This is a genomic window from Nonomuraea aurantiaca (assembly GCF_020215705.1).
GTDB classification, from domain to species: Bacteria; Actinomycetota; Actinomycetes; order Streptosporangiales; family Streptosporangiaceae; genus Nonomuraea; species Nonomuraea aurantiaca.
The window spans coordinates 1-22282 of record NZ_JAIWNB010000005.1; the positions used below are offsets into that span (position 1 = coordinate 1).

Annotated in this window: 19 protein-coding genes; 7 read left to right on the forward strand and 12 right to left on the reverse strand. The window is 69.1% G+C overall.

Translation table 11 applies throughout. The annotated features are described in order from the left end of the window. Positions 1-134 precede the first annotated feature (134 nt). Entirely contained in the window at positions 135-317 is a 183-nt protein-coding gene (locus tag LDL49_RS13975) for a hypothetical protein (RefSeq protein ID WP_225291452.1), read from the forward strand. Between the two features lie 156 nt (positions 318-473). Here LDL49_RS13975 and LDL49_RS13980 read toward each other — a convergent pair whose 3' ends face one another. The 9 genes from LDL49_RS13980 to LDL49_RS58340 all read right to left on the reverse strand — a co-directional run bounded on the left by LDL49_RS13980 (position 474) and on the right by LDL49_RS58340 (position 9719). Beyond that, complete coding sequence (locus tag LDL49_RS13980; protein ID WP_225291453.1) at positions 474-1058, reverse strand: Tn3 family transposase; 585 nt, start codon at positions 1056-1058, stop codon at positions 474-476. Next, positions 1055-2029, reverse strand: coding sequence for a DUF4158 domain-containing protein (locus LDL49_RS13985; protein ID WP_308016127.1), 975 nt, complete (start codon positions 2027-2029; stop codon positions 1055-1057). Before LDL49_RS13985 ends, LDL49_RS13980 begins: the two co-directional genes overlap by 4 nt. Positions 2030-2116: 87 nt before the next feature. Further along, positions 2117-3652: an AMP-binding protein gene (locus LDL49_RS13990; protein WP_225291454.1), complete on the reverse strand. Its 1536-nt coding sequence runs from the start codon at positions 3650-3652 to the stop codon at positions 2117-2119. Between the two features lie 99 nt (positions 3653-3751). Next, positions 3752-4348, reverse strand: coding sequence for a hypothetical protein (locus tag LDL49_RS13995; RefSeq protein ID WP_225291455.1), 597 nt, complete (start codon positions 4346-4348; stop codon positions 3752-3754). Between the two features lie 146 nt (positions 4349-4494). Further along, entirely contained in the window at positions 4495-5322 is an 828-nt protein-coding gene (locus LDL49_RS14000) for a MetQ/NlpA family ABC transporter substrate-binding protein (RefSeq protein WP_372470371.1), read from the reverse strand. A gap of 6 nt (positions 5323-5328) precedes the next feature. Then, positions 5329-5985, reverse strand: a complete 657-nt coding sequence (locus tag LDL49_RS14005; protein ID WP_225291457.1) for a methionine ABC transporter permease — start codon at positions 5983-5985, stop codon at positions 5329-5331. A 34-nt stretch (positions 5986-6019) separates the two neighbouring features. After that, positions 6020-6964, reverse strand: a complete 945-nt coding sequence (locus tag LDL49_RS14010) for a methionine ABC transporter ATP-binding protein (RefSeq protein WP_225291458.1) — start codon at positions 6962-6964, stop codon at positions 6020-6022. Between the two features lie 279 nt (positions 6965-7243). Continuing rightward, a complete protein-coding gene (locus tag LDL49_RS14015) occupies positions 7244-8539 on the reverse strand; it encodes an alpha-amylase family glycosyl hydrolase (protein WP_225291459.1) in 1296 nt (431 codons plus the stop codon). Next, the gene (locus LDL49_RS58340; RefSeq protein ID WP_225291460.1) at positions 8523-9719 is read right to left on the reverse strand and encodes an FUSC family protein; all 1197 of its coding nucleotides are present in this window, start codon (positions 9717-9719) and stop codon (positions 8523-8525) included. The genes LDL49_RS14015 and LDL49_RS58340 overlap by 17 nt, the downstream gene beginning before the upstream one ends. Before the next feature lie 110 nt (positions 9720-9829). On the opposite strand from LDL49_RS58340, the gene LDL49_RS14025 reads away from it, so the two are divergent. Then, positions 9830-10348: a MarR family transcriptional regulator gene (locus LDL49_RS14025; protein ID WP_225291461.1), complete on the forward strand. Its 519-nt coding sequence runs from the start codon at positions 9830-9832 to the stop codon at positions 10346-10348. On the opposite strand, the gene LDL49_RS14030 is transcribed toward LDL49_RS14025, so the two are convergent. After that, complete coding sequence (locus tag LDL49_RS14030) at positions 10345-11190, reverse strand: DUF6597 domain-containing transcriptional factor (protein WP_225291462.1); 846 nt, start codon at positions 11188-11190, stop codon at positions 10345-10347. The genes LDL49_RS14025 and LDL49_RS14030 overlap by 4 nt on opposite strands. On the opposite strand from LDL49_RS14030, the gene LDL49_RS14035 reads away from it, so the two are divergent. Next, on the forward strand, positions 11189-11731 hold the full coding sequence (locus LDL49_RS14035; RefSeq protein WP_225291463.1) for a TIGR03086 family metal-binding protein: 543 nt from the start codon (positions 11189-11191) through the stop codon (positions 11729-11731). The two genes, LDL49_RS14030 and LDL49_RS14035, sit on opposite strands and share 2 nt — an antisense overlap. A gap of 107 nt (positions 11732-11838) precedes the next feature. Here the strand turns inward: LDL49_RS14035 and LDL49_RS14040 are convergent, their stop codons facing one another. Both LDL49_RS14040 and lon read right to left on the reverse strand, forming a co-directional pair. Continuing rightward, positions 11839-12975, reverse strand: a complete 1137-nt coding sequence (locus tag LDL49_RS14040; RefSeq protein ID WP_225291464.1) for a Fic family protein — start codon at positions 12973-12975, stop codon at positions 11839-11841. 108 nt (positions 12976-13083) lie between these two features. Beyond that, positions 13084-15444 (reverse strand): endopeptidase La, encoded by a 2361-nt coding sequence (lon, locus tag LDL49_RS14045; RefSeq protein WP_225291465.1) that lies wholly within the window; start codon positions 15442-15444, stop codon positions 13084-13086. A gap of 169 nt (positions 15445-15613) precedes the next feature. Here lon and LDL49_RS58345 point away from each other — a divergent pair, with 169 nt between their 5' ends. The 4 genes from LDL49_RS58345 to LDL49_RS14065 all read left to right on the forward strand — a co-directional run bounded on the left by LDL49_RS58345 (position 15614) and on the right by LDL49_RS14065 (position 22146). Next, on the forward strand, positions 15614-16867 hold the full coding sequence (locus LDL49_RS58345; RefSeq protein ID WP_225291466.1) for a sensor histidine kinase: 1254 nt from the start codon (positions 15614-15616) through the stop codon (positions 16865-16867). Next, on the forward strand, positions 16864-17520 hold the full coding sequence (locus LDL49_RS14055; RefSeq protein ID WP_225291467.1) for a response regulator: 657 nt from the start codon (positions 16864-16866) through the stop codon (positions 17518-17520). The genes LDL49_RS58345 and LDL49_RS14055 overlap by 4 nt, the downstream gene beginning before the upstream one ends. Before the next feature lie 321 nt (positions 17521-17841). Further along, positions 17842-18174: a hypothetical protein gene (locus tag LDL49_RS14060; protein ID WP_225291468.1), complete on the forward strand. Its 333-nt coding sequence runs from the start codon at positions 17842-17844 to the stop codon at positions 18172-18174. Positions 18175-18372: 198 nt separating this feature from the next. Continuing rightward, the gene (locus tag LDL49_RS14065; RefSeq protein ID WP_225291469.1) at positions 18373-22146 is read left to right on the forward strand and encodes a WD40 repeat domain-containing protein; all 3774 of its coding nucleotides are present in this window, start codon (positions 18373-18375) and stop codon (positions 22144-22146) included. Positions 22147-22282: the final 136 nt, after the last annotated feature.

Below are 22282 nucleotides of genomic sequence, written 5' to 3' on the forward strand. Positions count from 1 at the left end.
TCTCCATCAACGGCCCCAGTTACCGACTCAAGAACCGGCTCAGAAACATCGAACAAGCCACTGAGGTCGCCTGAGCTGGTGCACACATCTCCGTACTTGGTGGAGCACCCAAAGAAGTACGCGGACACCTGCAGATGGTCGACGACGAAGCGCAAGCAAAGCCAAAGTACGTGGGCGGCCGGAAGGCCGCGCGGATCAAGTCGGGCATCCTCCAGATCTCGCTGTGGGGCATCTCGCACCCGACCTTTGGCCTGCCCAAGCGCAAGCGCCGCCTGGCCGCCGCGCCGGATGCGTCCGCCGAGAAGGCGCTCGCGTAACCGCCTCACGTGGTCCGCGTGGACAGCACCGCCACTGATCGCTTCGACACCACCAGCCCATAGGCCAGTGAGGCCGGGCCGAAACCGGCTGGCCTCACTGGCATGGCTGACCAAGGCCATCACGAACCTGTGCCTCGACCGGCTCCGCTAGCGCTACTACGAGGGGCAACACCGTGTGGCGGCGCAGCTCGACCAGGGGGTGCGGCAGACCGTCGTGCAACGGTGGGAGCCGTTCGACCCCGCCACCGGGCCTGCCGATCCGGTAGTAGCGATCCGGCAGTACACGGCGGGGCTGACAGGGCTGAGCGGTGCCAGCCTTGGCCCAACCCCGTGCGTCACGGGGCGCTGGGCCGCCCGAGCGGAACGCCGTCCAGTTCCAGGTGGCGACTCATGTCGAGCTCGAAGCGGCCATACAGGTTCAGATGGGACCAGAACAGGGCCGGCCGCGGCCACGCCGTCGGCCACCCGCTTGATCCCGACGTTCGTCCCCAGCCCGTACAGGCAGAGCAACAGCCGTCTCTGCAGCACCGCCGGGTCGATGACGATCCGCGAGGCCACCGAGGTGAAAGCGTCGGTGTAGTCGGTGACGTGGGCCACGTCCTTGAGCACGTCCAGCAGGTCGATCACGCCCCACCGGCGGGATATCTCCGCCTTACGCGCCTTCAGGCCCGTCGGCTCCTCCTGCTTGCCCAGCGGCGGGACACTGATCCACGGCTCACCCTTCTTCCGCGTGATCTTCACGCCCCCGGTGGTGCCTTTGCGCATCGCCACCAGAACGCACAGCTCGTACGGGATGCGCTCGATACGACCTTCTCGGCCCGCACGCTGATCTTGTGCACGAGCTGGATCAGCAGCTCCACCAGGCCGTCGATCATCTCGGCCTTGCGCACCCAGCACAGCGCCGCCAGCAAGGTCAGCCGGATCGGCTCAGGCGCGGCGGCGAAATCGGACGGGTACATGCGCATCGCCCGCGCCCGCCACACCTCCACCACCTTCTCCGACACCCCCTCGAACAGGCCCTCCGGTAACCCGATGGCCTTGACCCGCTCCAGCTTGACGATCTCGGCCAGCAGCGTCTCCAACTGCAGCGGACCCGGGTCCTCCTTCAGCTCCTGCAGAAAGCTGCGCGCTCCGGCGCCCCCGGCCTCGCCCTCTCCCTCCGGGTCGGGGTCGGGAACCGCGATCAAATCCTCCAGGGCGACCACCGCCGAGACCGGCAACCGCCGCCTCATGGTGGCAGTGAACTCCCGCTCGAACAACGCCTCGGCCGCGCCGGCCAGCCGCTCGATCTGCTTGGGCGTGGGAGGCTCGGTACGTTCCTCCCGGCAGCGGGCCAGCAGCGCGGCGCGCAGCCGCTCCCGCGAGGTCTCCACCGGGCAGATCTTGTCGGCCAGCCAGAACGTCAGCTTGTCCTCATCGGCGACCGTCGGCTCGCGAAAGCCGTGGAACCGGCGGATCTGCGCCCGGTGATACTCGATCGTGCTGCCCGACCAGCGGTACTCGGCGAACAGCGCCGCATCGACCTTCACCTGCCCCGCCACGTAGTCCACGCGGTCTTCGGCACGTCCTCCCGGCGCGGAAAGCGGCCCTCCAGCTCGAAGAAATGTGGCGATGTGGTACGTGCGAGGGGGTCGGGCTGCTTCGGCAGCCGAGCTGCGGCTTCGGGGGAGCTCCGCGATGGAGCTGCTCTGGGAAGCGGCGTGGGGAAAGATGGGTGGAGCGGTGGTTAATTTAGACGAAACGCGTCTGCAATAAGTAGGCTAGGACGTCACACCAGCGGTGTCAATGGCAGCGGCCGCCTACGCGCCGGTGGGCCAGTACTCGTCCTTCAGTAACCGCTTGTACAGCTTGCCCGTCGGGTGGCGCGGGAGCTCCACGCGGAAGTCCACCGACTTGGGACACTTGTAGTGGGCCAGTCGCGCCCGGCAGTACTCGATCAGCTCCGCCTCCAGCCCCGGCCCGGCCTCGGTCATCGACACCGGCTGCACCACAGCCTTGACCTGCTCGCCCATCTCCTCGTCCGGCACTCCGAAGACGGCCACGTCGGCGACCTTCGGGTGCAGGCACAGGATGTTCTCCGCCTCCTGCGGGTAGATGTTCACGCCGCCCGAGATGATCATGTACGAGCGGCGGTCCGTGAGGTAGAGGAAGCCGTCGGCGTCCAGGTAGCCGATGTCGCCGAGCGTGGTCCAGCCCCTCCCCTGCGGGTCCTGGACGGAGCGGGTCTTGTCGGGGTCGCCGTGGTATTCGAAGCGGGTGGAGCTGTCGAAGTAGATCGTGCCGTGTTCGCCGGCCGGCAGTTCGTTGCCGTCCTCGTCGCAGACGCGCACGGTGCCGAGCAGCGAGCGGCCGACGGTGCCCGGGTGCTCCAGCCAGTCCTGCGAGCCGGTGTAGAGGAAGCCGTTGCCCTCGGTGCCCGCGTAGTACTCGTGGATGATCGGGCCCCACCAGGCGATCATCTGCTCCTTGACGGGGACGGGGCAGGGGGCGGCGGCGTGGATGGCGCACTGCAGGGATGACAGGTCGTACTTTTTCCGGATCTCGGCGGGGAGTTTGAGCATCTTGATGAACATGGTCGGGACGAGCTGCGAATGCGTCACCCCGTACTTCTCGACCAGCTCCAGATAGCGTTCGGGATCGAAGCGCTCCATCACCACAATCGTCGCGCCGAGCCGCTGGAAGCTCAGGCAGTAGCGCAGCGGCGCCGCGTGATAGAGCGGCGCGGGCGACAGATAGACGCTGTCGGCCGTCGGCGCGAACAGGCCCTGGATGAGCTGGAGCAGCATGTTCGGCTCCGTCAGCGGCGTACGCGGCAGGGCGGGCTTGACGCCCTTGGGCCTGCCGGTGGTGCCGGAGGAGTAGAGCATGTCGGAGCCCTGGCACTCGTCGGCGATCGGCGTGGCCGGCTGACCCGCCACCGCCTCCTCGTAGGAGGCGTAGCCCTCGGCGGCGCCGTCCAGCATGAGGCGCAGCTCGACGCCGGGCGTCACGTCGGTGATCGAGGTGGCGACCTCCGCCAGGCTCGCGTCCGAGATGAACACCCGGGCGCCGCAGTTGTTCACGATGTACGCGAGCTCGTCGGTGCCCAGCCGGGAGCTGATCGCCGTGTAGTACAGGCCCGACCGCTGCGCCGCCCAGGCGATGGCCAGGAAGAGCGGATGGTTGGGGAGCATGAAGGCGACGTGGTCACCCGGCCGCAGCCCGGCGGCGCGGAACAGGTGGGCCAGTCGGTTCGACTCCTCGTCCAGCTGCCGGTAGGTGACGACCCGGCCGGAGCCGGCCATGATCACAGCGGGCTTGTCGGGGGTGACGGCTGCGATCGCTCCCGGGTACATGACCGAACACTATTCGGGAACGTGCCCACAATGCCAGCGATCCCCACAAGTACGGCGAAGCCGCGATCTCAGCGTCGAGATCGCGGCTCCGCGTTCTGCTCAGGCGGCGTGATACACGTCCTGCCACCCGGAGTGGAACCCTGTCGGTCCGTGCCGGTCGCCCCTGCTCACGTCCACATAGATGTGGGCCGCGTCCTTACCCGAGAAGGAGAAGTCCTCGGGGTGCTTGCCGCAGGTGGAGAAGGACTTGAATGACGCGTGACCGTCGCTGTCGATGACCTTGAAGGTCTCCCACGCGCACTTGTTGTGGCCCCACCATTTGTAGGTGGTGAGAGTGCTGTCGACGGTGAAGAAGTAGCTGAACCGCCACTCCCACACGCGCTTCTTGATCTTCTTGACGACGAACTCGCAGTGCTTCTTGTGGGTCTTCTTGTCGAAGGTGCACACCTTCGTCTTGACGAAGAACGTCTTCCAGTGCCAGAACTTGAACCGCTTCTTGTCCACGCTCACGTGACCGTCCGCCTTGGCCTTGTGATCGCTAGAGAAGTAGGGTCCCCAGCTCGCGTCGTAGAAGCTCGACGCGGTCGTGGCTGGAGTGGCGGTGGTGACGGTGGTGGCAGTGGCCGCTGCCGGTGCGCCGACAGCCACCACGGTGGTGGCTGCGACGCCGATGAGGATTCGCGAAACGAATCGCACTTTGGGGCCTCCTCGGGAGAGGTATTGCTGACCCAGCCTTGGTACGTCTGACCGATTGCCCCGCACTTTCAACCGACTTAACACCACAGGTGACGGGATAAGACGCTTTTCCCGATCTTTCCGGATCTTTCGGGATTTATCGGTTATTATCCGGCGGCGATCACGGCACCGGCGTACTTCTGCTTGATGAAGTCCTTGACCTTCGGGTCCTGAAGGAGCTTGCCCAAGGTCACGATATTCGCGTCCTTTTCATGCCCGGCAGCCACGACCAGCCCATTGGCGTACGAGTTCCCCTCGGCCTTCTCCAGCACCAGGGCTTGCGAAGCGGGCTTGAGGCCGGCCTCGATGGCGTAGTTGCCGTTGATGACCGCGGCGTCGACGTCGTCGAGCGAGCGGGGCAGCTGCGCGGCCTCCAGCGGCTTGAACACCAGCTTCTTCGGGTTGTCGGTCACGTCACGCTCGGTCGCCGCGGTGCCGGCGCCGTCCTTGAGCTTGACCACGCCGTTGTCGGCGAGCAGCTTGAGCGCGCGGCCCAGGTTCGTGGCGTCGTTGGGCACGGCCACGGTGCCGCCCTGCGGCAGGGCCGCGAGCGCGGTCACCTTCTTGGAGTACAGCCCCAGCGGCTCCAGGTGCACCGGCGTGACGAAGCTCAGCTTGGTGCCCTTGGAGGCGTTGAAGTCGTCCAGGTAGGGCTTGTGCTGGAAGAAGTTCGCATCCAGCTGGCCCTCACTGAGCTGTACGTTCGGCTGCACGTAGTCTGTGAACTCCACGATGTCCAGCTTCAGCCCGGCAGCCGGGGCCAGGTTCTGCTTCACGAAGTTCAGGATCTCCGCGTGCGGGACCGGGCTGGCGCCCACCTTCAGCACGGTGTCAGCCGACTCGGCGGTCTTGCCGGTGGCTCCCTGTGACGTTCCGCATGCGGCGAGCGACAGGGCCAGGGCAATAGCGCCCACAATGTTCCGAAATTTCATTATTTTTCCTTACTTATGCGATAGCCGACGGGCGACCAGGTCGCCCAGGCTCTGGATCAGCTGCACCAGCACGACGAGCAGCACGACAGTGACGATCATGAGCAGGGTCTCGAACCGCTGGTACCCGTACCTGACGGCGAGGTCCCCCAGCCCGCCGCCGCCGATGGTCCCGGCCATGGCCGAGTAGCCGATGAGCGCGACGACGGTGACGGTCACCGCGGCGACGAGGCCGGGCAGCGCCTCGGGCAGCAGCACCTTCCGCACGATCGTCGTACGACCGGCGCCCATGGCCTGGGCCGCCTGCACCACGTCGGCGCCCACCTCGCGCAGCGCCGTCTCCACCAGCCTGGCGAAGAACGGCACCGCCCCCACGGTGAGCGGCACGACCACGGCCGCGGTCCCGATGGTGGTGCCCACGACGAGCCGGGTGAAGGGGATGATGGCGATCATCAGCACGATGAACGGCAGCGACCGCCCCACGTTCACCACGACGCCCAGCACCGACTTCAACGCCGGCGCCGGCCGCAGCCCCCCTCGATCGAACACCACGAGCGCCACTCCCAGCGGCAGCCCGAACAGCACGGTGAAGAGGGTCGACCAGCCGACCATCTGCGCGGTCTGCCCGGCCGCCTCCCAGAGCAGCGGCCCCATCTCATCCCAGGTCATACCGGCTCCTCCGTGCTGTGCCGTACAAGAATGGTCATGACACCAGCACCCCCCGCGAGCGCAGGAAGTCCAGCGCGCCCGCCTCCTCGCCCCCCGAGAAGGACACCCGCAGGCGCCCCACGGCGCCACCCGCGAGGTCCTCGATCGAGCCGCCCAGGATGTTCACGTCCACGTCGAACTTGCGCACCACCTCCGACACCACCGCCTGCCGCGGGTCGCCGGTGAAGGTGAGCGTGACCGAGCCCGCGGGCGCCGGCTCGGGCAGCGGGAAGATCTCGCGCGTCAGCCGCGATCCCGGCGTCCTGATCAGGTCGGCGATCGTGCCCGACTCCTCCACGCGGCCGTCCGCCATGATGGCGACCGAGTCGCAGACGCTCTTGACGACGTTCATCTCGTGGGTGATCAGCAGGATCGTCAGGCCGAGCTCGGTGTTGAGCCGCTTGAGCAGGGCCAGGATCGACTGCGTGGTGGCCGGGTCGAGCGCCGAGGTGGCCTCGTCCGACAGCAGGACCGATGGGTTGCCCGCGAGCGCCCTGGCGATGCCGACACGCTGCTTCTGCCCGCCCGAGAGCCGGCTCGGGCGGTCGCCGCCCCGGCCGCCGAGGCCGACCAGGTCGAGGAGCTCGGCGACGCGGCGCTCCCGCTCGGCCCTGGGCACGCCCATGACCTCCAGCGGGAAGGCGACGTTCCCGGCGACCGTGCGTGAGGAGAGCAGCGCGAAGTGCTGGTGGATCATGCCGATGCGCTGCCTGGCGCGGTTGAGCTCGCCGCTGCGCAGCGCGGTCAGGTCCTGCCCGGCGACAGTGACGGTGCCCGCGGTGGGGCGTTCGAGCAGGTTGACGCAGCGCAGGAGGGTGCTCTTGCCCGCGCCGCTCTGACCGAGCACGCCGTAGATCTCGCCTTCGCGTACGCGCAGGTCGACGCCATCGAGAGCGACGGTGTTCCCGTACACCTTGCGCAGGCCGGACGCCTGTATCACGAAAAATCCCCACCACTAAGAGCGGCGGCACGCCGCCGGAATCGACATCGACATCGTTGGAGGGCCCGCAGGCGGGCGGTCTAACGGGTGCCGGGGTGGAAGGGCAGGTGGCTCAACCTGCGCAGCACGAAACTGGGAGTAAGCATTATGGGTGACCTTCGAGGAGGGACGGCTGGTTAGCGGACCTGGAAGCCCATAGCGGACATTCGCCCCATACAGCAACATCCGGCGCCGACGCGGGCGCTCTGGTCTGTCACGTATGCCTCGTTCACGCCACTGTTAACGGCCTGACGGCTTCCCGCTATTCCCTACTTCTTCGGTGACCTGCGTCACGACGCTCCAGCTGTGCGCCGGGACGACGGCCGGATCCGTCACACCGTGCCGCGGCTCGGCCGGGTCGGCACGGCCGATCGGGAAGTGGTGCGGCTGGTCGCCGAGGTTCAGCAGCGTGACGATCTCCGTCCCGTCGCCGCCGCCGTCGCGGGGGCGGGAGCGGAGGGCCACGGCCGTGTTGGTCAGGTGCTCGGCGGTGGTACGGGCTCTGACCAGCCACGGGTGGCGCCTGCGCAGGCCGATGAGCCGCTGGTGCAGCCGGTAGACCTCCATCCCGTCCGGGGCGAGGCCACCGGGCGCCGCGGGGAACTCCGGCCTGATCGCGTCGTCCCCACCCACCCGCTCCTCCTTCAACCCACGGAACGCCTGCTCATCGCCGTAATAGACGCTCGGCAGGCCGCCGACCGTGAAGAGCACGGCCAGGGCGTGGCCGAGGTGGAGGGGGTTCTCGAGCCGGGTGGCGAGCCTGGTGACGTCGTGGTTCCCGACGAAGGTGAGGGGGACGAAGGTGTCCAGCAACCCGTCGTGGCGGTCGAGGGCCCAGGCCAGCTCGAAGAGGTTCCGGTCGTTGAGCGAGCTCCAGATGGCCTTCCACAGCTCGTACTGGGTGACGGAGTCGAGCCCCGACTCGGCGACATATCCGGCATAGTCGCCGTGGATCACCTCGCCGCCGAACCATGCCTCCGGGTGCCGCGCCCGCACCCCGGGCAGGACCTCCCGCCAGAACGACGCCGGCACGGCATAGGCCGCGTCGAGCCGCCAGCCCGCCGCGCCGCGGTCGAGCCAGTGGTTCAGTACGGCGGCGACGTGGGCTCGCACGGCCGGTTCCACGTGGTCGAGCGCGACGAGCCCCGGATGCCCCTCGAACACCTCATAGCCGTCGGCCCCCTTCCTGAACCATCGCTCGTCCGCCTGGAACGACCGGCCGACGTGGTTGAACACGCCGTCGAGAATGATCCGGAGCCCGCGCCGCCGCGCCTCGGCGACAAGGGAGTCGAAGTCGGCGTCGTCGCCGAGACGGGGGTCGATCCTGAAGTGGTCGACGGTGTCATATCCGTGGGTCTCAGCGGCGAAGATCGGCCCGAGCTGCAGCCCCGAACAGCCCAGCTCCACGACATAGTCCAGCCACGCCTCGAGGTGGCGCAGCCGGTGCCGCACCTCCGCCTGGGCGGTGGCCGGCGCTCCGGTGAAGCCGAGCGGGTAGACCTGCCACCAGATCGCATGGTCAGTCCACGATGGCACGAACGCTCCTCTCTCGGCGTACTGTCCAGGGTAGATAGCCGATCCCCAGAGCCAGCACGCAACCTATGGCCGTGTCCGCCAGCCGGTACCCGATCGTGGCAGGCGCCACTCTTCCGCCGCCCTCCATGAGCAGCAGGACGAGCGGCGTCATGACGGTCGCGTACAGGGTGTACTGGCGGTCCTTGAGCACCGGCCTGACCGCGGCCAGTCCTGAGACGAGCAGCACGAACAGCCACGACGGCGGCACCCACAGCAGCACGGCGGACCCGGCCAGCACTCCGGCGGCGGTGCCGGCGGCCCGCTCGATCGCGCGCCGCAGCGCGCCCTCCAGCCGCCGCCTGACCACGATCACGACGGTCACGGCGATCCAGGAGGCGTTCGGCTGCGGCCACACGAGGCCCATGACCTGGGCCGCGGCCAGGCAGGTGGTCAGGCGGATGGGGTACTGCCAGCCGCGCACGGTCCCGAGCGTCCGCCACCAGCGCTTCAGAAGCGCCCTGCTCGTGGGCTTGGGGCCCGTGGGCTTGGGGCCCGTGGGCTTGGGGCCCGTGGGCTTGGGGCCCGTGGGCTTGGGGCCCGTGGGCTTGGGGCCCGTGGGCTCGGGGCCCGTGGGCTCGGGGCCCGTCCGCTCGCCCTGTGGTGGTCGGGCGCCCATCGCGCCGACCAGGGCCGTGACCAGCAGGCCCCAGGTCGCCCCTTCGGCGATCAGTACGGCGGCGGCGACGGGAGCGGCGTCCTGGGCCAGGCCGGTCGAGATGACCATGAAGACGATGAAGCGCGTGGTGTGCTCGGCCATGGGTCGGCTCATCCCGCCCACCACCGCCGCCATGGCCGCGACGAGCACGACGGTGACCGCCGTGATCCAGCCATGCCCACCGGCGACGGCCCCGATGAGCCCCGCCGCGGCTGTGACCGCCACCGCGGCCCCTCCGCGCACCGCCGCGGACCCTCCGCGCGCCACCGCCTGGCCTGCGCGCACCAGCCCATCAGCCAAGGACCCGCCCCTGGCTGGTGCGGCGACTCCGTCGGCGCCGGTCGTGCCCACGGAGACTCCGCTCACGGCGAGGGCCCCGATGGCGGCCAGCGCGCCAAGGGCGGGATGTCCGGCGGCGACGCCCCACGCGACCGGGCCGGCGAGCCCCAGCGCGGCGGCGATCATACGTCGCGTCTCGATCCCCACGTCGGCACCTCCCGACGCGGGAGCCTAGCACTATCTATACGCATTGCGTAGTAAATAACGGGTGAACACCAAGCACAGCCAGACAATTAGTAAGTGCTACCGTAATAATCATGGACGACGAGGAACTACGAGCCACGGCCGTCTCACTCCGCCGCGCAGCCGTCGGCCTGGCCCGGCGCCTGCGCGAGGAGCGCCCCGCACACGGCCTGGGCGCCCTGGCCCTCTCGCTGCTGGGCCACCTGCACCGACGAGGCGCCATGACCGCCGGAGAGCTGGCATCGGCCGAACACCTGCAACCGCAGTCGGTCACCCGGGTCCTCGCCGCACTGGACGAGCAGGGTCTGATCCGCCGCTCCCGCGACGAGGACGACCGCCGCCGGCACCACATCGTCCTGACCGAACGCGGCACCGCGATGCTCACCGAGCAGGCCGGCACCACGGACGTGTGGCTGGCCCAGAGCATGGCCCAGCGGCTCACCCCGGCGGAGTGCCGCATCCTGGCCGTGGCCGCCGACCTGCTCGACCAACTGCACGCCCCTCCCGCCCGGTCAGACCAGCTCCGCGCCCCTATCGCCCGGTCAGACCAGCTGCCCGCCTCTACCGCCCGACCCAATGAAGAGGACTCTTAGCGGACGTGAGGATCAGGGGCCTGGCCTCTGCGCCGGGCGTAGGCCGCGGGTGGCATGCCGACCGCGGCGGTGAAGTCGCGGGTCAGGTGCGCCTGGTCGGTGTAGCCGAGTTCGGTGGCCAGCGTGGCGAGATCGAGGCCCTGGTAGACCCGCTCCGCGGCCTCGTGCAGCCGGAAACGGCGGATCACCCACTTGGGGCCGATACCGACATAGTCGCGGAACAACCGCTGCAGCGAGCGCACCGACCGCCCCGAGCGGGCAGCCAGCTCGTCGACCCTGGTCATGGACACGTCATCCTCCACCAGCGCCACCAGCGCCGCGACCTCCTCGGCCAGCGGATCCGGCTCCGGCCCCACACCCAGCAGGAACGTCTCGATGAGCGCGATGGCGGCCCGGGGATCGGGCTCCGCCAGGACCCGCTCGACCAACGTCGCGCCCGCCGCGCCGTACATCTCGCCGATCTCCACGAAACGCCCGGTCAGCTCGGAAACCGGGCCGCCGAGGAACGGCCGGAAGCCGCCGGGGCGGAAGCGCGTGCCGAGCGCCCGGCCGCTGCCTCGCATCGTGTAAGAGAACCCGCCCTTGATCACTCCCGCGATCTGGTGGAAGTCCTGAGTGATGGTCATGTTCACGGTGGGATGGGAGACGATGCGCTGTTCGTACGGCTCGGCGAGGTCGGTCCAGGTGACGACCCAGAAGTGCTCCACATAAGCCGAAATTTCGGGCGATGGTGCTTGGCGGGCGAAATTGAAGGCTTTAAGTCCCGCGTACGGGTCGACCCAGCCGCGCTGTCGCGTTTCTACAAGCCGCGCCTGCGATAGGCGGGGCACCATGGCTGTCATGGACGACATGATGCCGCTGATGACGCGTGCCACCGAACGTACCTCGGGATTGGTGGGCACGGTGCGACAGGAACAGTTCGGGTCGCCGACGCCGTGCGCGAAGTTCGACGTCAAGGAGTTGATCAACCACCTGGAGTGGGTGGCGGAGATGTTCGAGTCGCTGGGGCGCAAGGGGCCACGCATCGAGCAGGGGCCTTACGCGGGCGGCTTCCCCGAGCGCGCCGAGCGCACGCTCGCCGCCTGGTCGCGGCGCGAGGCGTGGGAGGGGTCCAGCCCCGACATGGGCCTGCCGATGACCGCGCTGGCCCACATGTACCTCGTCGACCTGGTCGTGCACGGCTGGGACCTGGCCAGGGCCACCGGTCAGCAGTATGAGCCGGAGCCCGAGGCCGTCTCGCGGGCGCTGGACTTCACCGACCGGATGGTGGAGATGGGCAGGCAGCGCGGCGCCTTCGGGCCGCCGGTGACGGTGCCGGACGACGCCCCGGCTTTCGACCGCCTGCTCGGCCTCATCGGCCGAGATCCGACCTGGACACCGTGATCCGCGTTTAGCCGGGGGTCTGCAGGGCCTGCGGTTAGCCGGGGGCCCGCGGTTGGTCGAGGGCCTGCGGTTGGTCGAGGGCCTGCGGCCTGATCGGACCGGCCGCGCTACGCGTTCGCGCGATAGGGGTCGCGCAGCGGGGTGACGCGTTCGGCGAAGTCGGCCTTGATCCTGGCCATGCGCGGGCCGGGGGCGTAGAAGCGGCCCTTGGTCTCGCCGTACGGCTGGAGCCAGCCCTTGGCGGCGAGGTCGCGCAGGTCGCGGGCGGCCTGGCCCTGACTGAGCCCTTCGTCGGCCTGATAGCGGCTCCTGCGCAGGCGCCTGTTGACGAACACCTCGTAGAGGGCGGAGACGGTCCGGCTGTTGAGACCATCGGCGTCGACCTGCTCCTCCAGCAGCACCCAGATCTCCCCGGCCTCGCCGAGACGCTGGAGAACCCGCTGGGCCTGCATGTGGTGCGCCTTCAAGCAGAAGCGCACCCACGGCAACGTGTCCCCGTGAGGGCTCCATCGCCGCCCGCCGACCTGGCCGAGCACGTCGTAGTAGTCGATGGTGGTGCGCTGCTGGCCGAGCCACTCCTCGATGGAGGAGAACTCCGGCAGCGTGATCTGGTCCCGGCCCAGGACGAGCGTCTGCAACGCGCGGGACATCCGGCCGTTGCCGTCACGCCAGGGGTGGATCTTGACCAGGTTGAAGTGGGCCATGGCCGCGCGGACATAGCTGGGGCAATCCTGGTCACCGTCATTGAGCCACGCGACCAACTCGTCCATCGCCACTGGGACCAGGTCGGCGTCGGGGCCTTCATAGACCACCTCGCCCGACTCGGAATCCCGGATGTAGATCCCGCCCGGCCGTATCACGCCTGGTGTCTTGTTGCGATGGTGGCCGATCATCATGAAGTTGAGCGCGTTGAGCACGCCCACGTCGTATCGGAACACCGGCGCCCGCGACAACGCCTGGATATAGGTCAGCGCCTGCTGGTAGCCCGCGATCTCCCGCGTCACCGAAGCCGACGTCTCCAGTGGCTCCTCCCCCGCCATGATCGACTCGATGTCCTCGACGCTGGCCCGGTAGCCCTCGATCGAGTTGGACCCCTGGATCGCTCGCGCTCGCAACTGCCTGCGCAACTGCCCGTCCCAGCGATGCGTCTCGGCCAGGCGGTATTTCAGCTCGCGCCGCATGTCCTCGATCTCCGCGAGCGCGGCCTTGTCGGCGGCTTCCAGCGCGGGCGTGCCGTACAGCATGGGCCCAGAAAAGCATGCACGAATCATTCAGTCAAACGAACGGATAATTCGTCCAAATAGCCAAAAGCCCCGCCGTACCGAAGTACGACGGGGCAAACGGGTGAGAGGTCAGGCCGCGACCGTGGAGACGACCTGAGCCGGTGTCAGGGCGATGTCGAGGACCTCACGCACGTCGCTGACCGGGTGGATCGTCAGCTCGTTGCGCACCTCCTCGGGCACGTCATCCAGGTCCGGCTCGTTGCGGGCCGGGATGAGGACCGTGGTGATACCCGCCCGGTGCGCCGCCAGCAGCTTCTGCTTGACGCCGCCGATCGGCAGCACCCGGCCGGTGAGGGAGATCTCACCGGTCATGGCCACGTCACTGCGTACCGTACGACCGGACAGGAGCGAGGCCAGCGCGGTCGTCAGCGTCACGCCCGCCGAGGGGCCGTCCTTGGGCACGGCGCCCGCGGGGAAGTGGACGTGGACCGAGCGGTCCTTGAACGCGGTGACCGGCAGCTCCAACTCCGCGCCGTGCGAGCGCAGGTAGGAGAGCGCGATCCTCGCCGACTCCTTCATCACGTCGCCGAGCTGGCCAGTGAGCGTGAGCCCGGTCTCGCCGGTCTCCGGCTCGGCCAGTGACGCCTCGACGTAGAGGACGTCGCCGCCCGCGCCGGTGACCGCCAGGCCGGTCGCCACGCCGGGCACCGAGGTGCGCTGAGTGGCCTCCGGCAGCGACGACTCCGGCACGAACCTGGGGCGGCCGATGTAGCCGACCAGATCGTCCTCGCCGACCGTGACGGGCAGCTCGTTCTTGGCCGCGACCTTGCGCAGGATGCGGGCGACCGAGCGCTCCAGGGACCGTACGCCGGCCTCCCGGGTGTATTCGGCGGCCAGCCTGCGCAGCGCCGCGTCCTCGACGCCCACCTCATCGGCGGTCAGGCCGGCGAGGTCGAGCTGCCGGGGCAGCAGGTGGTCACGGGCGATCGCGACCTTCTCGTCCTCGGTGTAGCCGTCGAGCGTGACGACCTCCATGCGGTCGAGCAGCGGCCCGGGGATGGCCTCCAGGACGTTGGCCGTCGCCAGGAACAGCACGTCGGACAGGTCCAGCTCGACCTCGAGGTAGTGGTCGCGGAACGTGTGGTTCTGCGCCGGGTCGAGCACTTCGAGCAGGGCCGCCGTCGGGTCGCCGCGGTAGTCGGAGCCGACCTTGTCGACCTCGTCGAGCAGGACGACCGGGTTCATCGAACCGGCCTCGCGGATGGCGCGGACGATGCGGCCGGGCAGCGCGCCGACGTAGGTGCGCCGGTGACCGCGGATCTCCGCCTCGTCACGGACGCCGCCGAGCGCGACGCGGACGAACTTGCGGCCCATCGCCCGCGCGACGGACTCGCCCAGCGAGGTCTTGCCCACTCCGGGAGGCCCGGCCAGCGCGAGTACGGCGCCGCTGCGACGGCCGCCCACCACGCCGAAGCCCTTGTCCTGGCGGCGCTTGCGCACAGCCAGGTGCTCGATGACGCGGTCCTTCACGTCGGCGAGGCCGGTGTGGTCGGCGTCCAGCACCGCACGGGCGCCGGTGATGTCGTAGTTGTCCTCGGTCCGCTCGTTCCAGGGCAGGTCGAGGACGGTGTCGAGCCAGGTACGGATCCAGCCGGTCTCGGGAGACTGGTCGGATGTACGCTCCAGCTTGTCGACCTCCTTGAGCGCGGCCTCGCGCACTTTCTCCGGCAGGTCGGCGGCCTCGACGCGGGCCCGGTAGTCCTCTTCCTCGGTCTCGGTGGAGTCGCCGTTGAGCTCCTTGAGCTCCTTGCGGACCGCGGCGAGCTGCTGGCGCAGCAGGAACTCACGCTGCTGCTTGTCCATGCCCTCCTGGACGTCCTTGCGGATCGTCTCGGCGACGTCGAGCTCGGCCAGGTGCTCGCGCGACCACTCGACCAGCCGGGCCAGCCGCTCGGCCGGGTCGGCGGCCTCCAGCAGCTCGACCTTCTGGGCCGTCGTCAGCCAAGGGGTGTAGCCGGAGCTGTCGGCCAGCACCGACGGGTCGTCGATCTGGTTGACCTGGTCGACCACCTGCCAGGCGCCGCGCTTCTGCAGGATCGTGGTGGCCAGGGCCTTGTACTCCTTGGCCAGCTCCTGGGCGCGCTCACCGGCGGCGACGGTGTCGATCGTGATGGCCTCCACCCAAAGGGCGGCGCCCGGACCGGTCGTGCCGGTGCCCACACGCACGCGGTCGACGCCGCGCACCACGGCGGCGGGCTCGCCACCGGGCAGCCTCCCGACCTGCTCGACAACGGCCTGCACGCCGACAGCGCCGTAACGGCCGTCGATCCGGGGAACGAGAAGGACCCGCGGCTTGTTACCACCGGATGCCTGAGCCGCGTCTATGGCAGCCCGCACCTCGGAGTCGGACAGGTCCAGCGGAACCACCATGCCCGGCAGGACGACCTCGTCGTCCAGCGGCAGGACCGGGAGGATCAAGCTCTCACTCATACGAACTCCAAAGGGTTGAGTTATATGGACTCAAGTCATTAGAGCCCCTCATTGTTCCCAGGCTTGCCGATGTTCGCTCACGGCGATCGTAATTATGTAAGTCACCCCTACCTGAGTATGACGACCCAGGGTTGATGCCCGCCCATCCACGCCCCCGTAGGGTGGTCGCGTGTTCTCGGCAGTCGTGCGGCCCTTCGCGCTGGCGCTGTATCAGGGCGACGCCGATCCGCCGTCGCCCAGGTCGCAGCGGCAGCGCCTCCGGCTGCCCCTCGTCGGCGTCATCGATCTGGTGCCGATCGCCGGCATCGTCCTGGCCCTGATCCTTTACGGCACCACGCTGTCCCAGCTGATGGACTGGAACAGCACCGGCACCCGGCAGATGTCCGAGCCGCTGCTCTATTTCACCGCCGCGGCCATCTCCCTGCCGGTGACGATGCGCGACCGATGGCCGCTGGCGGCCTGGCGGGCGACCATGGTCATGCTGCCGGTCGTCCTCTGGGTGATCCGGGGGGTCGGCACGAGCTATCCGCCCTACATGCTCGGGCTGGCGGTGATGTACCCGTTGGTGACCTATTCGGTCGCCGTGCGCTGCGACCGCCGGATCACCGTCGCCGTGTGGGTGATCAGCTTCCTGACCGGGTGGATCATCGACCCCAACTCGCTCTACCTCGTCACGATCATGGTGACGGTCGCCGCCCTGTACGGCTACAACGTGCGCGTCCGCCGCAACGCCACGGCCAGGCTCGCGGAGGAGGAGCGGCGCTCGCGGCTGGCCGAAGGCGCGCAGGCCGTGCTCGAAGAGCGCGCCAGGATCGCGCGGGAGCTGCACGACGTGGTCGCCCACCACATGTCGGTGATCGCCATCCAGGCCGAGGCGGTGCCGCTCAAGGCGGCCGGCGATCCCGCGCGGCTGGAGGCGGGCCTGGCCGAGATCCGCGGCCTGTCCCTGGAGGCCATCGCCGAGCTGCGCCAGGTGCTCGGCGTGCTGCGCGACCAGGACGGCCGCACCGACACCGCGCCGCAGCCCGGCCTCGACCGGCTGGACGAGCTCGTGTCCAACGCCCGCGCCGCCGGTCTCACCGTGGGGGTCGAGCTGCCGAAGGAGCCGCTCGGGGCGCTGCCGCCCGCCGTCGGGCTTTCCGCGTACCGGATCGTGCAGGAGTCGCTGAGCAACGCGATGCGCCACGCACCCGGCGCCACGGTCACGGTCGCCGTCGCGCTCGACGACGACGCCTTACGGCTCCACGTCACCAACGGCGCCGGCGCCGCGCCCGGCGGCCCGGAAGGGACCGGTCAAGGGCTGGTGGGCATGCGGGAAAGAGCGGCGCTGCTCGGCGGCACGTTGGAGGCGGGACCGATCGAGGGAGGCGGTTTCCAGGTGGCCGCGACGTTACCGATCGCCGGGGCGGAGGAGACGGCGTGATCCGGGTGCTGATCGCGGACGACCAGGGAATGGTGCGCACCGGGTTCACGGTGTTCCTGAGCGCGCAGGACGACATCGAAGTGGTGGGCGAGGCGGCCAACGGCGAGGAGGCAGTGCGACGGGCGGCCGAGCTGCGGCCCGATGTGGTGCTCATGGACGTACGCATGCCGGTCATGGACGGGCTGGCGGCGACCAGGCGGCTCCTGTCGTCGGGCGACGGCCCGAAGGTCCTCATCCTGACCACCTTCGACCTCGACGACTACGTCTATGAGGCGCTGCGGGCGGGGGCGAGCGGGTTCCTGCTCAAGGACGCCTCGGCCGTCCAGCTGGCCGAGGCCGTGCGGGTCGTCGCGGCGGGCGACGCCCTCATCGCCCCGGCGGTCACCAAGCGGCTGATCCACGAGTTCGCCCGGCTGGGCGCGCCCCGGGCGCCGACGGTCCGGCGACTGGCGGAGCTGACGGAGCGTGAGACGGAGGTGCTCGCGCTGGTCGCGCAGGCGATGTCCAACCAGGAGATCGCGGAGAAGCTGGTGGTGGCGGAGCAGACGGTAAAGACGCATGTGGGGCGGGTGCTGATGAAACTGGGGCTGCGCGACAGGGCACAGGCGATCGTCTACGCGTACGAAACGGGACTGGTACGCCCGGGCGACTGACCGCGTACGCGACGAGCGAAGTGACCCGTGAGCTCTGCGGGACTGGATGCGGAGGAACGCGGGGCTCCCTGAGGAAGGTGACGCGCTCTGGCGGCTTTTGTTGCATTCCCGCATCGGGCATGCGCCGGTCCGGAAAACAGAGCCTAAACCCGCGTTAACTCACACGCATATCAACGGAATGCGTTTCACCTGTGAGAAGTTCCAAAACCGACCCGCCTCCGAAGAGTTGTTTGTCCAGCACGCCGTACGCGTGCTGGACAACTTCGGGACGGCTAGACCAGGGGATACGGCTTACCGAGTCACCCGACGAAGGGAATCGACATGGAACGACAGTCCCGCAGGAAGCTCGCGAGCGGTCTGGGCCTTGTGACGGCAGCCATGTTCGCAACCGCTGTCATCGCCTCCGTACCCGGCTTGTCGTACGCTTCGACCGCGAGCACCTCGTCGAGCAGCGCGACCTCCACGATCCTCGCCCCAAACCGATGCCACCTCAGGACCGAGGCCAATCCGAACAGCGTGTGGGTGCCCCCGAACTACGAAAGCTGCTACGACTGCTTGAACAGAGCGGCCTATCTGCACTCGCAAACCGGCATCGACTACTACTGCACCTACAACCCAAGCAATGGCAAGACCGACCTGCACTACGACCTGTAAGACCGGATCCAGCCGAGTCCTAGGCTGTCGCCGGCATTACCGGGCGTAACTCGCGTTGGAGCCACCCGTCGTCCCCCGGGGGCGCGACGGGCGGTTTATCGCGTAATCAACTCCCGATGGCTATAGTCGATTCCGGTTGTCAAGCGGCGATCTTCGCAGTTCGACAACCGGCGATCGTACGGCCATGGGGGCGGGTTCATGGGACGACCGGAACGGCCGCTCGACCCTGACGCGGGCCCGTTACAGCGGTTCGCGCACGAGCTGAGGCAGTTACGCGCCGGGGCCCCTCGGCCCAGCTACCGCGAATTGTCCAGGCGCGCGCACTACTCGGTGACCGCACTGTCCGAGGCAGCAGGTGGGGAGGTCTTTCCCACGCTGGCGGTCACCTTGGCCTATGTCGAGGCCTGCGGCGGCGACACCGAGACCTGGGAAAGACTCTGGCGAGAGGTCGCCGCGGAGCTGGCCGACACCGACGCCGGTGCGGAGGACCAGATGGACCAGGACGCGCCCTACCTCGGCCTGGTCACCTTCGATCCTGACGACGCGGACCGGTTCTTCGGCCGGCGCGAGCTGGTGAACGAACTCTCCGCGCGATTACGCGACACATCCCTGCTCGCGGTGTTCGGCGCCTCAGGAAGCGGCAAGTCCTCCCTGCTTCGAGCCGGCCTGCTTCCGGCGTTGAGGAACAGCGCCGCCTCAGAAGGCCTGGACCGCCCGACACTCCTTCTCACGCCAGGCGCGCACCCCCTGGACGAACTCGCGGTGGGCCTGGCCAACCTCAGCGGAACCTCCGCTCCCTCCCTGTACGCCGACCTGGTGGCCACCCCTTCGAACATCCGGCTGGCGATCGGTCAGATACTGGCGGGCAGGCCGAAGAGCGTGCGCATCGTGATCGTGGTCGACCAGTTCGAGGAGGTCTTCAGCCTCTGCGACGACCAGAAGGAGAGATCCCTCTTCCTGGACTCGCTGCTCGCCGCGGCGGAGGAGACCAACGATCGAGCCCGCGTCGTACTGGGAATCCGCGCGGACTTCTACGCCCGGTGCGCTGAGCACCCGCCGCTGGTAGCCATGCTGCGCGACCGGCACCTGCTGATCGGTCCCATGGAGGACGACGACCTCCGACAGGTGATCATCGGCCCGGCGCTCCGGGCAGAGCTCAAGGTCGAGCGGGCGCTCGTCGAGACCATCCTCAGCGACGCAAGAGGCGAGCCCGGCGCGCTGCCACTGATCTCCCACGCCCTGCTGGAGACGTGGAAGCGCCGCAAAGGCGGCACGTTGACGCTCGCGGGGTACCGGGAAGCAGGAGGCATCCAGGGCGCCATCGCGCAGACCGCCGAGCAGATCTACGACGGGCTCGACGTTGGTGAGCGATATCTGGCCAGGAACGCGTTCCTCCGCCTGACGGCGCTGGGGCAGGGAACCGAGGACACGCGCAGGCGCGTCCCGCCGGCGGAGCTGCTGGCGGGGCCGGACGGGGCGGCGATGGAGGCCGTACTGTCCCGGCTGACGGCGGCGCGGCTGCTCACCGTCGACGAGGACAGCGTCCAGGTGGCTCACGAGGCGGTGATCCGTTCCTGGCCGAGGCTGCGGGGCTGGCTCGCCGAAGACCGGGAACTCGTCCGGCTCCAGCGGCGGCTCACCGACGCCGCCACCGAGTGGGAGCAGCACGGGCGCGAGAACGAGCTGCTGTACCGGGGAACACGGCTGACGGCCTGGGAGGACCGCGCGCTCGACCGGCTCAACGACCTGGAACACACGTTCCTGGCGGCCAGCAGGGCACGCGCGCGCCGGGATCGGGCGGCGGCGGGCCGTCGTGTGCGCGCGGCTCTGATCAGCCTGGTGGTGGCGGCGACCGTGGTCGGAGCACTGGCCGTGATGGCGCTGGTGAACGCGAACCGGGCGGAGAAGGAGCGAGATCTCGCGTACTCTCGCCAGTTGGCGGCGGACGCGCGTGGCCAGCTCCAGCTGGACCCGCAGCTCGGGCTGCTGCTGGCCCGGCGGGCATACGCGGTCAGCCCAACGGAGGAGGCCACGGCGGTACTCCGGCAGGCCACCGTCGACTCGCGGATCCGGCTCATCGTTCCCATCGCTGCGGGCAAGGTCTGCGGCGTCGCATTCAGCCCGGATGGGCGGCATCTGGCCGCCGGCAGCGGGGACGGCACCGTACGGGTCTGGCAGGTGTCCGCACGAGGGCTGCCCACGGGCGATCCGGTGGTGCTGCACAGCCATGCCGGTGAGGCGTGGAACCCCGTGTTCAGCCCGGACGGACGCTACCTGGCGACAGGCGGCATCGACGGAACGGTCAGCGTGTCCGACTGGGCCGGCGGTGGCGATCCGCTGGTGCTGCGCGGCCACCGTGGTCCGGTGTGGGGCGTCTCGTTCAACCCCGACGGGCAACGCCTGGCAAGTGCCGGGGACGACGGCACGGTGCGGATCTGGAAAGCACCGGATGGCGGCAAGTGGACCGGCAGTTCATCTGCAGGAGGCGGTGCTCCCAAGGTGCTGCGCGGCCACGATGGGCGGGCTCTGCAGGTCGTGTTCAGCCCGGACGGGCGGAGACTGGCCAGCAGCGGCGGCGACGGCACCGTCCGGATCTGGGACCCGGCCGGTAAGGCGAAAACGGTCGTGCTGCGCGGCCACGAGAATTCTGTGGAAGGACTGCAGTACAGCCCGGACGGGCGGAACCTGGTCAGCGGCAGTACCGATGGCACGGTGCGGGTGTGGGACGTGACCGGACAGAATGCACCAGCAGTGCTGCGCGGGCACGACGGCACGGTGGAGGGTGCGGCGGTCAGCCGCGACAGCCGGAGGATCGCCAGCGTGGGCAACGACGGCACGGTCCGGATTTGGAACATGGCCAGCAACATCGACCCGCTCGTTCTGCGCGGCCATCGTGGTACGACGTGGAACGCGTCGTTCAGCCCGGACGGGCGTACGCTGGCGAGCGCGAGCGACGACGGGACGATGCGGCTGTGGGACGTGGCGTACACCGGTGACGCGATGATCCTGCGAGGTCATACCGGGGCCGTGTACGACGCCGCGTTCAGCCCGGACGGGCGACGCGTCGCCAGTGCCGGTATCGACGGCACGATCCGCGTCCAGAACATCGACGGCAGCGGTGACGCGCTGGTGGTGCGCGGCCACAAGGCGGACGTCCTCGGGGTCGCCTTCAGCCCGGACGGGCGGCGACTGGCGAGTACAGGTGCTGACAGCACGGTACGGATCTGGCACGCCGACGGGACCGGCCAGGCTGTCGTGCTGCGCGGCCACAGTGGAAACGTGTGGAACGCCGCCTTCAGCCCGGACGGCACGCGGGTGGTCAGCGGAGGTGACGACGGCACTGTACGGGTCTGGCACACTGACGGGACCGGAGCGCCGGTCATCATGGACAGCCCTCAGCGCCAGGTCCGGTATGTCGCGTTCAGCCCCGACGGGCGGCGAGTGGCGAGCGCAGGCGTGGACGGCACGATCCTGATTCAGAACGCCGACGGGACCGGTCAACCTGTCATGCTGCGCGGCCACCAAGGCCTGGTGTGGTGCCTCGCCCTCAGCTCGGACGGGCGGCGAGTGGTCAGCGGGGGCAATGACGGCACGATCCGCATCTGGAACACCGACGGGACCGGAGACCCGATCGTCCTGCGCGGCCATCAGGGCGTGGTGTGGAGCGTCGGCTTCAGCCCGGACGGGCAGCAGGTCATCAGCAGTGGCAATGACAACACCGTGCGGATCTGGGTACCGGCCGAGGGGCGCGAGCCAGTGGTCTTCAGCGGCTCCGGCACTACGGTCAACTCCGTGAAGTTCAGCCCGGACGGGTGGCGGCTACTCTCGACCTACGACGACGCCACGGTACGGATCTGGCGCTGCGAGGTATGCGGCCCCATGCACCAGGTCCAGGCACTCGCCGCCAAGCGCACCATCCGCGAACTGACCCCCGAAGAACGCAAGATCTCCCTCGAACCATCCCTTTGGTGAAGGGGTCGAGCTGCGGATGCGGGAGCAACTGCTCGGCAAGGTGGTGGTAGATCGGCCGGCTGTGTGCTTGTCGGGCAGCGGCAGCCGGGCGTAGGCGACCACCGCGTGCGTCAACGGGAGGCAGGACCTACCGTCT

What these genes read in the sequence shown, in the direction of transcription:
- LDL49_RS13975 (WP_225291452.1), top strand. Translation starts at nt 135, where the DNA reads ATGGTCGACGACGAAGCGCAAGCAAAGCCAAAGTACGTGGGCGGCCGG.
- LDL49_RS13990 (WP_225291454.1), bottom strand. Translation starts at nt 3,652, where the DNA reads ATGTACCCGGGAGCGATCGCAGCCGTCACCCCCGACAAGCCCGCTGTG.
- LDL49_RS14005 (WP_225291457.1), bottom strand. Translation starts at nt 5,985, where the DNA reads ATGACCTGGGATGAGATGGGGCCGCTGCTCTGGGAGGCGGCCGGGCAG.
- LDL49_RS14025 (WP_225291461.1), top strand. Translation starts at nt 9,830, where the DNA reads ATGGACGACGAGGAACTACGAGCCACGGCCGTCTCACTCCGCCGCGCA.
- LDL49_RS14035 (WP_225291463.1), top strand. Translation starts at nt 11,189, where the DNA reads ATGGACGACATGATGCCGCTGATGACGCGTGCCACCGAACGTACCTCG.
- LDL49_RS14030 (WP_225291462.1), bottom strand. Translation starts at nt 11,190, where the DNA reads ATGACAGCCATGGTGCCCCGCCTATCGCAGGCGCGGCTTGTAGAAACG.
- LDL49_RS14040 (WP_225291464.1), bottom strand. Translation starts at nt 12,975, where the DNA reads ATGCTGTACGGCACGCCCGCGCTGGAAGCCGCCGACAAGGCCGCGCTC.
- lon (WP_225291465.1), bottom strand. Translation starts at nt 15,444, where the DNA reads ATGAGTGAGAGCTTGATCCTCCCGGTCCTGCCGCTGGACGACGAGGTC.
- LDL49_RS14060 (WP_225291468.1), top strand. Translation starts at nt 17,842, where the DNA reads ATGGAACGACAGTCCCGCAGGAAGCTCGCGAGCGGTCTGGGCCTTGTG.
- LDL49_RS14065 (WP_225291469.1), top strand. Translation starts at nt 18,373, where the DNA reads ATGGGACGACCGGAACGGCCGCTCGACCCTGACGCGGGCCCGTTACAG.